At 38.3% G+C, this 15,021-nt stretch carries 15 protein-coding genes; 3 read left to right on the top strand and 12 right to left on the bottom strand.

What is annotated here, in order from left to right:
• Nucleotide 1 precedes the first annotated feature (1 nt).
• The 6 genes from LI241_RS10970 to LI241_RS10945 all read right to left on the bottom strand — a co-directional run bounded on the left by LI241_RS10970 (nucleotide 2) and on the right by LI241_RS10945 (nucleotide 8,282).
• Nucleotides 2-697, bottom strand: a complete 696-nt coding sequence (locus LI241_RS10970; protein WP_008686985.1) for a sugar transferase — start codon at nucleotides 695-697, stop codon at nucleotides 2-4.
• Complete coding sequence (locus tag LI241_RS10965; RefSeq protein ID WP_008686984.1) at nucleotides 688-1,917, bottom strand: DegT/DnrJ/EryC1/StrS aminotransferase family protein; 1,230 nt, start codon at nucleotides 1,915-1,917, stop codon at nucleotides 688-690. The genes LI241_RS10970 and LI241_RS10965 overlap by 10 nt, the downstream gene beginning before the upstream one ends.
• A complete protein-coding gene (locus LI241_RS10960) occupies nucleotides 1,914-3,791 on the bottom strand; it encodes a nucleoside-diphosphate sugar epimerase/dehydratase (RefSeq protein WP_227151283.1) in 1,878 nt (625 codons plus the stop codon). Before LI241_RS10960 ends, LI241_RS10965 begins: the two co-directional genes overlap by 4 nt.
• Nucleotides 3,792-4,026: 235 nt before the next feature.
• Nucleotides 4,027-5,808: an ABC transporter ATP-binding protein gene (locus tag LI241_RS10955; RefSeq protein WP_017144716.1), complete on the bottom strand. Its 1,782-nt coding sequence runs from the start codon at nucleotides 5,806-5,808 to the stop codon at nucleotides 4,027-4,029.
• Nucleotides 5,795-7,534: an ABC transporter ATP-binding protein gene (locus tag LI241_RS10950; protein WP_008686976.1), complete on the bottom strand. Its 1,740-nt coding sequence runs from the start codon at nucleotides 7,532-7,534 to the stop codon at nucleotides 5,795-5,797. Before LI241_RS10950 ends, LI241_RS10955 begins: the two co-directional genes overlap by 14 nt.
• A 382-nt stretch (nucleotides 7,535-7,916) precedes the next feature.
• Nucleotides 7,917-8,282 (bottom strand): sporulation initiation factor Spo0A C-terminal domain-containing protein, encoded by a 366-nt coding sequence (locus LI241_RS10945; protein ID WP_008686973.1) that lies wholly within the window; start codon nucleotides 8,280-8,282, stop codon nucleotides 7,917-7,919.
• 244 nt (nucleotides 8,283-8,526) lie between these two features.
• Here LI241_RS10945 and LI241_RS10940 point away from each other — a divergent pair, with 244 nt between their 5' ends.
• Complete coding sequence (locus LI241_RS10940; RefSeq protein ID WP_008686971.1) at nucleotides 8,527-9,342, top strand: MerR family transcriptional regulator; 816 nt, start codon at nucleotides 8,527-8,529, stop codon at nucleotides 9,340-9,342.
• Nucleotides 9,343-9,600: 258 nt separating this feature from the next.
• Here LI241_RS10940 and LI241_RS10935 read toward each other — a convergent pair whose 3' ends face one another.
• From LI241_RS10935 to LI241_RS10920, 4 genes are read right to left on the bottom strand one after another with little or no spacing between them, the layout of a single operon-like run.
• The gene (locus tag LI241_RS10935) at nucleotides 9,601-10,110 is read right to left on the bottom strand and encodes an HAD domain-containing protein (protein WP_008686969.1); all 510 of its coding nucleotides are present in this window, start codon (nucleotides 10,108-10,110) and stop codon (nucleotides 9,601-9,603) included.
• A gap of 48 nt (nucleotides 10,111-10,158) precedes the next feature.
• A complete protein-coding gene (locus tag LI241_RS10930; protein WP_008686968.1) occupies nucleotides 10,159-10,815 on the bottom strand; it encodes an ABC-2 transporter permease in 657 nt (218 codons plus the stop codon).
• Nucleotide 10,816: 1 nt separating this feature from the next.
• Nucleotides 10,817-11,674, bottom strand: a complete 858-nt coding sequence (locus tag LI241_RS10925) for an ABC transporter ATP-binding protein (RefSeq protein WP_008686966.1) — start codon at nucleotides 11,672-11,674, stop codon at nucleotides 10,817-10,819.
• Between the two features lie 3 nt (nucleotides 11,675-11,677).
• Nucleotides 11,678-12,052, bottom strand: coding sequence for a GntR family transcriptional regulator (locus LI241_RS10920; protein ID WP_008686965.1), 375 nt, complete (start codon nucleotides 12,050-12,052; stop codon nucleotides 11,678-11,680).
• Nucleotides 12,053-12,179: 127 nt separating this feature from the next.
• On the opposite strand from LI241_RS10920, the gene LI241_RS10915 reads away from it, so the two are divergent.
• A complete protein-coding gene (locus LI241_RS10915; RefSeq protein WP_008686963.1) occupies nucleotides 12,180-12,923 on the top strand; it encodes an SDR family oxidoreductase in 744 nt (247 codons plus the stop codon).
• Nucleotides 12,924-13,434: 511 nt separating this feature from the next.
• On the top strand, nucleotides 13,435-13,761 hold the full coding sequence (locus LI241_RS10910; protein WP_008686960.1) for a helix-turn-helix transcriptional regulator: 327 nt from the start codon (nucleotides 13,435-13,437) through the stop codon (nucleotides 13,759-13,761).
• Nucleotides 13,762-13,788: 27 nt separating this feature from the next.
• Here LI241_RS10910 and LI241_RS10905 read toward each other — a convergent pair whose 3' ends face one another.
• Together LI241_RS10905 and LI241_RS10900 are read right to left on the bottom strand one after the other, a co-directional pair.
• Nucleotides 13,789-14,103 carry an AzlD domain-containing protein gene (locus tag LI241_RS10905; protein ID WP_008686958.1) on the bottom strand — a complete coding sequence of 105 codons (315 nt, stop codon included), beginning with the start codon at nucleotides 14,101-14,103 and terminating at the stop codon, nucleotides 13,789-13,791.
• Complete coding sequence (locus LI241_RS10900) at nucleotides 14,096-14,809, bottom strand: AzlC family ABC transporter permease (protein WP_008686957.1); 714 nt, start codon at nucleotides 14,807-14,809, stop codon at nucleotides 14,096-14,098. Before LI241_RS10900 ends, LI241_RS10905 begins: the two co-directional genes overlap by 8 nt.
• Nucleotides 14,810-15,021: the final 212 nt, after the last annotated feature.

Raw genomic sequence — 15,021 nt, 5'->3', positions numbered from 1 at the left:
TTTACTTCTTACATACCGCAATGATCGTTTGAAAACATAATTGTAAATCATAAAAAAAACTGAATTTTCTTAAATAATCTAAATTGTATTGCATCTTTTTAGGTAAAATAACGCTTTGATAAGCCTTATCTATTTCCTGCTCACTATACGCAGATAATATCTTTTCTTCATCTTTGAAGCGAATACTTGCTAATGAGGTAATACCTGCCGGCATTAATAAAGTCGCATACATCTCCTCGTCATAGCATTCCACATACTTAAGAACTTCGGGACGTGTACCCACAAATGTCATATCACCTTTTAAAACATTCACCAGCTGTGGCAATTCATCCAAACGATATTTTCGTATCTTTTTTCCTATTTTGGTAATACGCATATCATTTTGCGTAGTTACCAATGCTCCCATTTGCTCACCATGATCTGTCATCGTACGAAATTTATATATGGTAAATGGTCTATAGAACTGTGTTATGCGTGTTTGTCGATATAAAACAGGACCACAAGAATCCCTTTTAATTAAGATCGCCAGGATCAAAAAGAGCCAAGATAAAACAACAAGCAGCACGACTGACAGACAAATATCAAATACTCTTTTCCATAGCAGACTTGCTGTTTTCTTTTTTATTATATCATAATAAGGCAATACCTTATCATTCTTCATCTTCTCAGGCAAATCCTCCCATTGCTTTAACCGCATGTATATTCCTCCAACACCTCTTTATAATTGCGGATAATATATTCCACCTGCCCATCCTGTAAAGAACTATATAGAGGCAGGGTGATTTCATTTTCATACAATTCACATGCATTTGGATAATCTTCCCTTTTAAAACCTAAATGCTGATAGGCGCTTAACATTGGCAATGCCTTATAATGCACATTGCAGCTGATTCCCCTTTCAGCCATTGCCATAATAATCTCATTGCGCTGTTGTTCACGGATGCCTTTGATTCTTGTTATATATAAATGTCCGGAGGATTGATGATTGGCATCCTTATGATTTAATAAGAAAATGTTTTCACTTTTTAAGTGTTGATTATAATATTGAATGATTTCATGTCGGCGTGCCAACATTGCATCATAGCGACGTAATTGCGCTAACCCTAATGCCGCATGCAAATCCGTCATATTACATTTAAATGTCGGCGCAACAATATCATATTCCCAAGCACCTGATTGGTTTTTATGCAATGCGTCCTTCGTCTGCCCATGCAAAGACAATAATTGATATTGCTGATAAATCCACGCATCCGCAAAACCAGGCACCGGTTTCCAAGTGACAGCTCCTCCTTCCGCAGTCGTTAAATTTTTAACCGCATGAAAGGAGAATATTGTAAAATCTGCCCAATTTCCTGCTTTTTTACCCTTTTTCACTGCCCCAAAACCATGTGCACAATCCGCTATGATGATGGGTTGTGTAAATGCTTTTTGGATAGGCGTGCTTGGCGTATAAAAGTGGCGGACTTTCGCTATTTCTTCATAAAGTTTTTCATAGTCACATAAGACACCACCCAAATCCACAGGAATGATGGCTTTTGTCTTTTCATTCACAGCCGCTGCAACGCGGGCATAATCCATTTCAAAGCTATCTTTGGCCATATCGATCATAACTAAAGTAGCACCGACATGACAAATTGGACTACAGGTTGCGGTATACGTATAGGCGGGAACGATAACTTCATCTCCTGGACCTATCCCTAATAAATATAAGGTCATTTCTAATGCGGATGTCGCTGAATTCAAACAGACAGCACGCTTTGTTTCACAATATGCAGCAATTCCCTTTTCCAATTCCTTTGTTTTCGGACCGGTCGTAATCCAGCCTGATTTCAACGTATCAATTACTTCCTTTACTTCACTTTCCGTAATATCGGGTGGTGAAAATGGAATATTCATTTTTTTCAAGTTCTCATTCATACATTTTCCATTCCTTCATTCGCAATGACGTTTAACATAACCTCGCGATATTGCTCCTTGCTTAAATTATCGAGTAACGCTTTGCTTAACGTTTTTAATTTTTCTTCAACTTCTTCTTTCGTGATTCCCATCACATTGTTTTTAAATATTAAATCGTTTTTCGTTTTTACGGTTACTTCTCCATCCAACCGCAATTCTTCAAACATCTTTTCCCCAGGACGCAGTCCTATCTCAATGATATCAATATCTTCATAAGGACGCAACCCGGACAGGCGAATCATTTTCTCTGCTAAATCCAATATTTTTACCGGTTCTCCCATATCTAAAACAAAAATTTCCCCTTTATCCGCATAAAAACCGGCCTGTAACACCAGTTGCGCAGCTTCTGGTATCGTCATAAAATAGCGAATGATCTTTTTATCGGTAATGGTAAGGGGACCGCCTTCCGCTATCTGCTTTTTAAAAATAGGGATGACAGATCCATTAGAGCCTAATACATTGCCAAAACGCACAGCTGCCATTTTGGTGATACCATTATCACCATAAGCCTGTGTGATCATTTCCGTCATGCGTTTTGTCGCACCCATGACATTTGTTGGATTTACCGCCTTATCTGTACTAATCATGATAAAGCGTGAAACCTTATTTTTTATACACACCTGAATGAGAGAATGGGTGCCAAACACATTGTTTTTTATAGCTTCTTGAGGACGTGTTTCCATAAGGGGCATATGTTTATGTGCGGCAGCATGAAAAACAACATTGGGCTTATATTGTTTAAATAGCTCATCCATCGCTGTATAATCACGAATCGAGGCAATCAGCGATATGATTTCAATCTTATCATTTAGTTTACCATGCATGCGATTGCGGTTAAACTCCTGTTCCAACATATAAAGGGCATTTTCATTGATATCAATCATCAATAGACGAGCAGGTGAAAACTTTACGATCTGCCGACATAATTCAGAACCGATAGAGCCGCCTGCACCTGTCACGGCAATCGTACGATTGGTGATATAAGAACCAATTTCTTCTTGTTCTAAATGGATTTCTCCACGGCCTAGTAAATCCTCAATGGAAATATCTTCAATTGGATACGCTTTTTCATCATCTTCTAATAATGTTTCCGCTTCTTTCATGATCTTTGTTTTTAATTTCAAAGACTGGCAGATATCGTTCATGCGTCGAATTTCTGCTTTCGATGCACTTGGTATTGCGATATATGCTTCATTCACTTTATATTTATTGACGATTTCCGGTAAATCATACGTACTGCCTAATACGGTATATCCGCTAATCATCTTATGTACTCGCTGATCATCCACGAAGCCTACAACATTCGCATGCATTTTATCATTTTGTAAAATTTCTTTTAATAATATATAACCACCATCGCCTGCACCGATGATAATGACATTTTTCTTAGGCTCTTCACTTTTTGCCGTATATCTTCTTAACAGACGATATCCTAAACGCACATTAAACATCATTAGGATCGTTAATAATCCAGCCACAAAGACCACACTGATATAAAATCGGTTGATGGAAGTCAATAGGATGAAAATAATTAAGACAATACTTGCACAAATCACAGATAGACTAATACGAAACGTCTCAATCAAGCTAATGTATTTCCATAAACTCTTATGAATCTTAAATGCAAAAAAACTAATGGCATAGACGATTAAAATAACAAACAGAGCCATTAGAACTTTCATTATATCTATTTGACCGACAGAATCAAAGTCAAAATCAATTTTAGACCAATAAGCTAAAAAAAAGGAAACGACTACGATAAACAAATCTACCATGCATAATACGAATTCACGATGTTTTATATAAAAAGGATTCTCAAATATAATATCCAGCATATAAACACTCCTTCTTAATGCATTTATATATACATAACCTATAGTATTATAATACTTAATATAATAACTTGCAATCATTTTTACGATTGTAAATAGGAAGACAGGAATGGGCTAAAAAGCCCATTCCTGTTATAAGATTAAGAATAAATGTTTTAAATCATGTTCATTTTTAGGCTTACGATGATCTAAAGCGTCTAGCGAACATGCAAAAGATGGTAGTAAGCATACCTTTCTATTATTCCTGTTGAGCAAATTGTGCATTGTATAATTTCTCATAAAACCCTTGTTTTTTCATCAATTCCTCATGTGTTCCCTGTTCTACGATATCCCCATGTTGAATGACTAAAATCAAATCCGCATTGCGAATCGTACTTAAGCGATGGGCTATCACAAAGCTGGTTCTTCCCTTCATCACCTTGCGCATAGCATCCTGCAACATTTTTTCCAAACGGGTATCGACACTAGAAGTCGCTTCATCAAGAATTAATATCTTAGGGTCTTTTAAGATGGCTCTGGCAATCGTAAGAAGCTGTTTTTCACCTTGTGAGATATTATTCGCTTCTTCATTGATAATACTATGGTAACCATCTGGCAAGGTGCGAATAAAGTGGTGGACATTGGCCATTTTTGCCGCATCGATGATTTCATCCTTACGGGCATCTAAGCGACCATAACGGATATTATCATAAATAGATCCCTGAAATAACCAAGTATCCTGCAACACCATCCCAAATAAGGAACGTAATTCACCACGTTTCATATCACGAATATCCATACCATCAATCTGAATTCTGCCGCCTTTTACATCATAAAAACGCAGCAGCAGATTGATCAAGGTCGTCTTACCGGCGCCGGTCGGACCGACAATGGCAACCATTTGCCCATGCTTCACTTGGATATTCAAATCCTGCATCAGTGTTTCTTCATGATAACCAAAGTTCACATGTGAGAAACAAACATCTCCGCGAATTGTTGACACATCTTTTGTCACAACTGCTTCTGGTACTTCTTCCTCTTCTTCTAAAATATCTAACACACGCCCGATGGCCGCAAATGCCGATTGCAATTGAGAAGATAAGGATGATACTTGAGATAAAGGATCATTTACCTGCCATATATAACGGATAAAGGCCTGTAATTCACCGGGATCAAAATGACCAGCCAAAGAACGCAAAGTTCCCATAATGGCGATCACACCAATCACAATATACGTAACCAAAGAGTTTAATGGTTGGATTGCACTGGACACAAATTGTGCCTTACAGGCATTGTTACGTAATTCTTCATTTAAACGTTTAAATTCATCAATCGATGCTTCCTGTCGATTGTATAAGAGGATTTCATTATAACCGGTATACATCTCGGTAATTGCCCCATTCAAATTCCCCAAAGCATTTTGTTGTGCCGCAAAACGTTTCTGCGAATGGCGAACAATCGTAATGGTGATAAGCAGCATCCCCGGTATGATCAATACTGCCGTACAAGCCATGACTACATTCAAACGAAACATCATAACAAGGGCTAATAAGATGGTTAACACACCGGAAATGATCTGTGAAAAGCTTTGTTGAAAAGCATTGGATATCGCATCTACATCATTGGTAATACGGCTCAAGATATCGCCATAATGATGAGAATCAAAATAGCGCACAGGCAATTTCCGTATCTTATTTTGCAAAGCATCACGTAAATCCTGCATAGCATTTTGGATGGCATTGGTCAAATAAATAACACTTAATGCCTGGCCAATCGTTTTAACAAGATAAACGCCTACTAAGGTTACCATGATGGAGAAGATGCGCTCAAAGCTTATCGCCACATGCTGTAGATCACTTGCTCGTTTCACATCGGCATATAACACTGAGGTAATATTTCCTTCAATGGAAGGGGCGATGACCATCCCTGCCGTGGATACGACAATCATGAGAATAGCAAAGAGGAAGGCCCTTTTATAGGGAGCCACAAAGGCTCCAATACCACGTAAGGAATCTAGGAATTTTCGTTTAGTCGTCTTCATATGCCAATTCCTCCTCACTTAGCTGTGATAAAGCAATTTCATGATAAATCGCACAGCTTTTTAATAATTCGCGATGCGTACCGATACCAACGACTTCTCCTTCATTCAGCACGACGATACGATCTGCATCCATGATGGAAGAAATACGCTGTGCCACGACCATGACAATAGCATCCCTTGTTTCCTTCTTTAACTCTTTCCGTAATGTTGCATCTGTCTTAAAATCAAGAGCGGAAAATGAATCATCAAAAATATAGATATCCGGTCTTCTGATTAATGCTCTGGCAATTGATAATCGCTGTTTCTGACCACCGGAGACATTGGTTGCCCCTTCACTGATTTTTTCCTTCAAACCATGTTCTTTTTCCATGATAAAATCATATGCCTGTGCTACTTTTATCGCATGAAGAATCTCTTCTTCACTGGCATCTGGCTTGCCAAAACAGATATTATCTTTGATGGTTCCGGAAAACAACATCGCTTTTTGCGGAATGACCCCTAATTTTGCACGCAGAGCAAACACATCATAATCCTTGACATCAACTCCATCGATACGAATCTGTCCCTCACTCACATCATAAAACCGTGGAATCAGATTAATCAACGTACTTTTACCACTTCCCGTACTCCCGATAAAGGCAATCGTCTCTCCCTTTTGGGCCGCAAAACTGACATGTTTTAAAACCGGCTCTTCTCCATCCGGATATACAAAGGTCACATCATCAAAGACAATGCTGCCTGCTTCATTGCCTTGGCAAACCCCCTGTTTGGGATTTTGTATCAAAGGCTTTGTCGTAAAGACTTCCGTAATACGTTTCGCACTTACCTCTGCTCTTGGATACATCATGAAAACCGTGCAAAACAGCATGATTGAGAACATGGCATGGAATAAATAATCCATGAACGCTACCAGTTGCCCGACTTGCAGATTACCATCCGCAATCAAAAGACTTGCCACATAGAAAATGCATAAGCCTGCAACATTCATCAGCATAAAGAAAATCGGTGAGGTCAACGACATCAGCTTAAATAGTTTTTTTGAATAACCGGTAAAGTCATGGTTACATGCATTAAAACGTTCTTGTTCATACCCATCGTTATCGAAACTGCGAATCACGCGAATACCACTCAGATTTTCCCGTGAAATCCGATTGAGTGTATCTAAAGAGCGCTGTTGCTTTTCACTGATTGGCTTAGAAATCTTAGCGACGATAAACACTCCGAAAATAATCAGTGGAATCGTTGCCGCAATAATACCGCTTAATGGTAACGATGCTCTAGCGGTCATGATAAAGCTGATAATAAACATCACCGGTGTCATAAGCGCTGTACGCAATAATACATTAACAAACATCTGAATCTGAAATGCATCATTGTTTGTTCTGGTGATCATACTGGATATTCCAAACTGATTAAATTCATGAGCCGTAAACTGCTGCGCTTTGCGAAAGATATCATTACGGATATCTCTTGTGATCGCCGTCGATATTCTTGCACAACAATAGCCTAAAAGAATTGTTCCGGCTACCCCCAGAATGGAAATTATCAGAATGACAAGTCCCATCTGATAGATATAATCTTGATCCTGCTGCATGACGCCGACATCGATCATTTGTGCGACGATTGTTGGTATTCCCAGTTCTACCAAGGCAAAGCCAAAGACTGATAATACATTGATAAAAAACAGCAGCTTATAGTTTTTTAAATAATGTAATATTAATTTCATGTCACCCCTTCTTTCCTTTATAAGCTTTATCATCATAAACTATAAGGTTACCTTATAGTCAAGTCTTTTTTCATGGATTCGCTCATCTTCTCTTCCTTTTTCATCATCCTCCTTCCTCTTGTTCATGCAATTTTCATCCGTTTTTTTCCTCTTATTCATCCTTCATTAGCATTGTTACCCTATAGGTTCGTTTCTTTCTTCATCTCTTTCCGAAAATAGCCGTTCAATTATTTTTCGAAAAAAAAAGCAGTAAGCAAAGCCTCTTTCTTTCGTATACACCCTCTTGCGAACCCCCCCTATTTCTAGTATAATGGCAAACAAAAAGCAGCAATGCACTTACAATAGCGAAATAGTGCATCACTGCTGGTCTTTGTCTAGTATCTTACATATGCTTAATGTTTAAATAATCCACCAAAAGAGCAATAAACTCCTTGTTTGTAGGACGAGCTTTACGGCCGTCAATCGTGTTATGAAAAATACGCATGATTTCTTCCGTGTTGCCGCGTAGCCAAGTAATTTCAATAGCAGCACGGATCACGCGTTCTACGCTTTGCATAGAAGTTTGATGGCGCTCTGCAATTGTTGCGTATACACCATCCATCATATGGTCTAGCAATGAAGCATCATGATAAACCATATGTATAGCTTCCCTTACGTAATAAAAGCCTTTGACATGTGCAGGCATTCCAATATCGCGAAGGACATCAGTAATTTCCATTATAATTGCTTTTTTTGTTTCTTTGATCATTCTATGTTTCCCCCTCGTATACGCTAGACAAAGACCAAAGTTACTATATGAATTTTAAGGTATAAATAAAAGTCGATATACGTCGATTATTGAAATTTCCAGAAAATCAATTTTTCATTATACATATACCGTAACTATCCCTATATCTGTAACTATTTATAGCCACTTTCGGGATATTGACGTCCTTTGACACTTATACTATCATATACAAAAGAGCAAAGTTCAGCGCGAATGGAGTAGAATTATGAAGAAAAAGAAGAACTATTTAACAGCCGGAGAATTTGCGAAAATCTGTGGAGTAGCCAAACATGTCTTATTTCATTATGATGAAATTCATCTGTTTCAACCGGCTTATAGAGATGAGCATGGCTATCGCTATTATTCGTATCATCAATATGACACCTTTTTGGTTATTACCAATCTGAAAAAGATGGGGATGTCTCTTTCGGCTATTCGAATCTATCTGAAACAACGTGATCCGCAAATGTTTTTACGTTTGTTAGATGAAAAATATGCGGATATTGATTCACAAATCGCACAGCTGGAAAGCATTAAGCGCATGATGAACTGGATGCAGCAAGCAACAACTTCGGCACTTGCACATCAGCATGATGAAATCGGTGTCGTCACATTGCCAAATGCCACTTTATTATGTAGTAAGGACATGGAAAACGCCACAGATCGCAGTTTCGCCAATTATATGGAAGAATATATTCACTTTGTGAAAGAGCATCATATCGCTGTTCAAGAAAGTGTCGGTACGATGGTCAGAATTGAAAATATCCGCAAACAGGATAACTTTAATTTTTCCTATCTCTATCAGATCGTTGCCGAATATGACCATCAACAATTAAAAAAACGCGCAAGGGGTAACTATTTATGTGGTTGGCATAAAGGCAGTTATCAATACATTCAGCAAACATATGATAAGATGCTGGCCTACACAGATAATAAAGGATATGTGTTAGGTGAATTTGCCTATGAAGAATATCTGATTGCTGATATTGCACAGCGTGAAGAAGATGGCTATGTAACGAAAATATTATTGGAAATTCTATAACTTGTTAAATCAATTTTGTCTCATAGAAGTTGCTCATGCCACCTAAGAAATAAACGAAAAAGCTACTGATTATGCTTCCAAGGAAGGATCAGCAAACAAAACACGCAAAAAAACAGCACATATTTTGTGCTGTCTTGATAACAAATAGTAAGCAGAGAATGCTAGTATCATCCTAAGCATTCCTATTCAATTATTATATATAGAAAGATATCCTACTCGTATTATAGATAATAAGCATTTTATCTCATGTATATGAACTTAATGTGATAAAACATTGAGTGCTTTCTGATAGCAGGCTTCATCAAAAAGATCCGGACAGGTGATGGCATGCTCATGAAATTCATTTTCCATATTTAAATCATCGACAACGATATACTGTGTAATATTGGGATGATCTTTTAGGTATGCTCGAATGGCCGGAGTTTTTAAAAAGCCATAGTCATTGCTTGTGCTATCAACAATGGCATCCTGCAATGCATAAAAGGCAAACAAGGCTTTTAACTGGGGCAGGGTATGCGAGAATTTCCAGGATGAGCTGATAACAATAACAGCATTGCTTTTCTGAATAAGCGTTTTTAGCAGCTGTATTGCACTATGAGCAAACCCATTCTGCGCACAGGCTAAATCATAATCCGATAAATCACGTATCGCTGCACATTGATAATGCTTCACTAGCTGTTCGCGGTCAAAACGAAATGTTGTATATGGGGAAATACGTTTACGACAGGGATATAATACACCATCGATATCAAGGAAGATCACCTTCATACGATCGCCTTCTTTCCCTTTCATTATAACACCAATACATCCATCCTTTTAAAACTCTTTTTGTTTCATAAGATGCATGGAAGATAGGGCACTGATCAACAGAATAAACAAAGCGCCAAGAAAGCTTACAGGCAATAGCCAGTCTTTGAAATCATGCAGGAAGATAAAGAAATTTTGGGGCAATATACCGCCAATATGCGAAATGACAAAACTACCCAAAAAGCCTAACAGCATGAAACAGATTATAATCAATACGCGTGCTTTCATAGAGCCGTATTTGATGATCATAGGCAGCATGATGGCATTTAAAAACAGCATTGCTATGGCAACTCCACAGCATTCAGCAAGAAATCCAGACAATTCAACCGTTTGAAAATGTTCTTGTGAAAACATTAAGATCAGTGCGCCTAAAACCATCGACAACAGCATACTGGCAAAGATGCAGACCAGTGCTAACACATATTTAGAAATCACCATATCTTTACGATTGATGGGGAGGGTCATCGCAAAGCTGTCAAAATTACTTTGTTCATCATAAGCAAAGGCGCTGATTGTCGCAAACATACCGATAAAAGCCGGCAGAAATTGTAGCATTCCTAAAGAATGTTGGCTATAGGATATAACAATCGCTAAGATCGGTAAAATCGTATAAATACGGAAAAGCGTTGCTAAATTATAAATATCCTTTAAAATTAATCCTTTCATGCTATTTTTCTCCTTTCACCATAAACACCAAAATATCTTCTAAACTTGCTGGATCCATAACGGCATTCGGATGCTGAAGCATCACACGCTGACGATCTTTTACCAACACATCAACAGCAAACGCATTCACGCGATAGGCAAGATAATCGTGATGATCCAATTTCATCAGCTCTTCCTTCGTACAATGCCAGATGCCATAAGTATCTAATAAGGCATCCTTTTCCGTACTCAATAACATTTTTCCTTCATGTAGAAAGGTAACATAGTCACAGCATTTTTCAATATCGGATGTAATATGACTGGAAATTAAAACGGCATGCTCTTCATCTTGAATAAAATCTAATAAGATATCTAAAATTTCTTCTCTGGCAACCGGATCAAGACCACTTGTCGCCTCATCCAGTAATAACAGCTGTGCTTGATGAGACAAGGCAATCGCTATTTGCAGCTTCATCTTCATGCCGCGCGAAAACTGTTTATTGCTTTTATCAAGCGGTAAACGAAATTCCTTTAGATAGTTGTGAAATGCTGTTGTATCCCATTGTTGATAAATGGATGACAGCACTTTATCCATCTGTTGGGGCGTCATGTTTTCGGGAAAGCTGGCTTCACTGAACACCGTACCAATCTTTTCTTTAATGTTTCGCTCATCTTCACTTAAGGATGAATGAAATATTTCCACTTGCCCTTCATCCACATGAATCATACCTAAAATGGTCTTTAACAATGTGGTTTTTCCTGCACCATTCTCGCCAATCAGTCCCATAATACAGCCCTTTGGTAAAGCTAATGTTATATCTTGCAGACAAAAACGTCCATAATTCTTTGTTACATGCTGCATTGATAGTATGTGTTCCATACGTTATTCCTCCTTGTATAGAAGTGTCATAATATCCAGCAGTTCTTCCAGTGTCATGCCATTCATTCTGGCTGTTTCACACGCTTTTTCTAAAAGTGCTTCGATCTGCCGATAACGTTCTTCACGAATCAATTCTTTATCTTTTCCTGCCACAAAGCTGCCTTTGCCAGTGATGGTTTCAATGAACCCTTCTTTTTCTAATTCCTCATAAGCACGCTTTGTTGTGATTACCGAAATACGAAGTTCCTTTGCTAGCGTTCGCATTGATGGAAGAGCGTCCCCTTCTTTCAAGACATCTGTCATGATCAGCTGCTTGATCTGTGCGACGATTTGTTCATAAATCGGTTTCCCACTGGAATTGCTGATGATGATATTCATAAACTACCTCCCGGGTGTCAATATTGTATATATTGACTATATACAATATAACACCGTGTATATCGTCTGTCAACAGGTATGAGAAAAAAAACCTTGCCCATACTAACACATGCAAGGAGGTTTGATCATGGATATGAATCTTTATGGAAAAGTAGCATTGGTGAGTGGCTGTTCCCAAGGCTTAGGCTATCATGCTGCACTTGCCTTAGCGAAACAAGGAGCAGATATCTTTGGCGTCAGTATCGGCGATGACAGTTCTCTGAAAAAAGCAATCGAGGCAACCGGTCGTAACTATCATTCTTTTACTATATCCTTAACAACACCAGGAGCTATCCATCAGGTGATGAAAGAGGCTTTAGCAGCCTATGGGCATATTGATATATTATTAAACTATGCGGCAATTTTAAAAAAAGAAGAAACTTTAGAACTAACCAAACTGGAATGGAACAGTGCTTATGATATTAATGTAAGTGCAGCCTTCTTTCTCTCCTTAGAAGTCATACGACAATTCCAAAAGCAAGGACATGGCGGAAAAATTATTAACGCCACCGGCATTTTGCCAAGACATACCTCAGCGTATTGTGCTTATGCCATCAGTAATGGTGCCATTGAGGCCATGACGCGTTATCTGGCAATGGAATTTGGCAAAGATCAGATACAGGTAAACGCCATTCAATATGGTTTCATGAGCTGTGGCAGTACGTTGCAGGGCGAAAAAGAAGAATGGGATACTTCTTTATTAACAGCAATCCCTATTGGCAGATGGGGAATGGATCAAGATAGCGATGGACTTGTTACCCTGTTGGCAAGCGATGCTTCTAATTATATCACAGGAGTTTGCATTCCGGTGGATGGCGGTTATTCCATATAACGCACTGATGAAAAACAGTTATGAAGAATAGAGGATTATCATACGGTAATCCTTTTTTTATACAACACATCTAACAAATTGAATGATCAGATCGCAATGTATATTGTGCATCATGAAAACAACAATGATAAACTTTATCAAATTTACGATGACAACTAGCAAACGCATCGTTCTTTCAGTTACTTGATAAGCTGTTTGAAAACAAAGGCAAAGATTAATCTTTATTTGCTATGGATAAGGAAGCTAACGGATGAAAAAAGCGAACAATAAAACTAGCAGAATGCCAGAAAGTAAGGCTAATACTAAAACAGCATAGGCCATGATTATATCCTTTTGTTCTGGTTTCATCAAAACCACCTCTATGCTTATGTATGCCGCTTTTTATGCTTACGTATAGGCAGATTAAAGAAAAATTATAATATTTTATGGAAAAATATTGCTTTTGTTTCATCTTTCTAATTTTACCTTTTCTATCCGTTATAATAGGTAAATAAAGGGAGGAGGAGATCTTATGGTGGGAAACTACGGGGAAATTATAAAAGAAGCCTTAGCGATCAATAATATGACGCAAAAACAACTAGCAAAAAAGCTCCATTTATCCCCGCAGACAATCAACAGCCTGCTGCAGGGAAGGACATCCATACGCTTAGATGACTTTTTCATGATTGCGGAAATACTGCACTTAGATCCAGGTAAAATTTTTACTACCGATAATGAAGATGCAAAAGCCATTGATGCCTATTTATCCGCAGCAATTCACAAACTGGACGATTATCAGCGTGAATTAATTTTAGCATTATTACGCTATTTCCATCATGTAAACAAACGTTTAAAATAGGCTGTGACAACTATGCACAGCCTTTCTTTATGATAGCAATGGGAAAACCAAATCAACTAGATATACCATAATACAAGCAGCCACTGCCACACTTAACAATCCCTTACCTTTGTATGCCAGATATAAGGCTATCAAACAACCGGCAGTAGATGCCAGAACACTGCCTCCGCTGGTAAAAATGGCTGGAAAGGTCATTGCGCCTAACACCGCATAAGGTACATAGAAAAGAAATGATTTTATAAAAGGACTTTTGATTTCCTTCTGAAAAAAAGTCAAGGGCACCATACGAATCAGATAGGTTACCAGTGCCATAACAACCATATAAGGAAGATAGTTATTCATGAGACACCTCCTCCACCGGGAACAGCCAAGCGCCAAAGCCGGCAGCACAAACGGTGCAGATAATAATAACAAAACCGGAAGAGATCGGTAAAAAGGAAGCACATGCTGAAAAGAGGCAGCTCAGCGCTATCGCTAAGATCAAAACTTTGCGAACACTCTTTAACTTTTTGGCGGGAGGAATGATAATGGCTAAAAACATACCATAAATCGCAATACCTAAAGCACTTCGCAGACTTTCCGGCATTAAAGTGGTAAATGCTCCGCCTAACAAAGTTCCCATTGTCCAGCAGAAAACAGGAAATAGGATAAGACCAGACATATACCATTTTCCTACTCTTTCATAGGTAGAGCTTGCTAAAGCAAATATTTCATCGGTAACACCATAAGCAATCAAAGCTCGCTCATATGTTTTCATATGCTTGTCTACCTTCTGTGTTAAAGATAAGGACATTAAGGCATAGCGTAGATTAATGATAAATTGCGATAGCGCCAATTCTAGTAAAGAAGCACTCTCCAACATCAAAGATAAGGCACTGAATTGTCCGGCACTGGTAAGATTGGTGAGCGATATCATTACAGCTACCTCTACAGGAACTCCATTGGAAACCGCCATCATACCAAACGTAAAGGATACAGATAAATATCCTAAGCCAATCGGAATGCCATCTTTTAATCCCTGTGAAAAATGATTTTCAACAACTTCCATATCCTCACTCCCCTTATTCTTTAGGCATTATTATACAGGAAAGCAGATGGATTTTAAAGTGTGAATTTTAAGCCAAAAGTCTTTCATAAGAATGTCGTTTCTTTTCCGATGCAAATTACAAAATGTTTTGTTATCGAATGCATGGATGAATCATATAAATAAATATCCACCAGCTTAGCTGGTGGTTTTTACGTAATCGCCCCAAGGGGCTC

The sequence above is a fragment of the Longicatena sp. 210702-DFI.1.196 genome (genome assembly GCF_020563125.1).
Classification (GTDB): Bacteria; Bacillota_I; Bacilli_A; order Erysipelotrichales; family Erysipelotrichaceae; genus Longicatena; species Longicatena caecimuris.
Note: the sequence above shows the minus strand (reverse complement) of the source record. Positions and strands in the feature narration are given on the sequence as shown.

Bases quoted from the DNA above. Each gene is read 5' to 3' on its own strand.
- LI241_RS10950 (WP_008686976.1), bottom strand. From the start codon at position 7,534: ATGAAATTAATATTACATTATTTAAAAAACTATAAGCTGCTGTTTTTT.
- LI241_RS10930 (WP_008686968.1), bottom strand. From the start codon at position 10,815: ATGAAAGGATTAATTTTAAAGGATATTTATAATTTAGCAACGCTTTTC.
- LI241_RS10960 (WP_227151283.1), bottom strand. From the start codon at position 3,791: ATGCTGGATATTATATTTGAGAATCCTTTTTATATAAAACATCGTGAA.
- LI241_RS10965 (WP_008686984.1), bottom strand. From the start codon at position 1,917: ATGAATGAGAACTTGAAAAAAATGAATATTCCATTTTCACCACCCGAT.
- LI241_RS10955 (WP_017144716.1), bottom strand. From the start codon at position 5,808: ATGAAGACGACTAAACGAAAATTCCTAGATTCCTTACGTGGTATTGGA.
- LI241_RS10920 (WP_008686965.1), bottom strand. From the start codon at position 12,052: ATGAATATCATCATCAGCAATTCCAGTGGGAAACCGATTTATGAACAA.
- LI241_RS10935 (WP_008686969.1), bottom strand. From the start codon at position 10,110: ATGAAGGTGATCTTCCTTGATATCGATGGTGTATTATATCCCTGTCGT.
- LI241_RS10905 (WP_008686958.1), bottom strand. From the start codon at position 14,103: ATGAATAACTATCTTCCTTATATGGTTGTTATGGCACTGGTAACCTAT.
- LI241_RS10945 (WP_008686973.1), bottom strand. From the start codon at position 8,282: ATGATCAAAGAAACAAAAAAAGCAATTATAATGGAAATTACTGATGTC.
- LI241_RS10900 (WP_008686957.1), bottom strand. From the start codon at position 14,809: ATGGAAGTTGTTGAAAATCATTTTTCACAGGGATTAAAAGATGGCATT.
- LI241_RS10915 (WP_008686963.1), top strand. From the start codon at position 12,180: ATGGATATGAATCTTTATGGAAAAGTAGCATTGGTGAGTGGCTGTTCC.
- LI241_RS10940 (WP_008686971.1), top strand. From the start codon at position 8,527: ATGAAGAAAAAGAAGAACTATTTAACAGCCGGAGAATTTGCGAAAATC.
- LI241_RS10925 (WP_008686966.1), bottom strand. From the start codon at position 11,674: ATGGAACACATACTATCAATGCAGCATGTAACAAAGAATTATGGACGT.
- LI241_RS10910 (WP_008686960.1), top strand. From the start codon at position 13,435: ATGGTGGGAAACTACGGGGAAATTATAAAAGAAGCCTTAGCGATCAAT.
- LI241_RS10970 (WP_008686985.1), bottom strand. From the start codon at position 697: ATGCGGTTAAAGCAATGGGAGGATTTGCCTGAGAAGATGAAGAATGAT.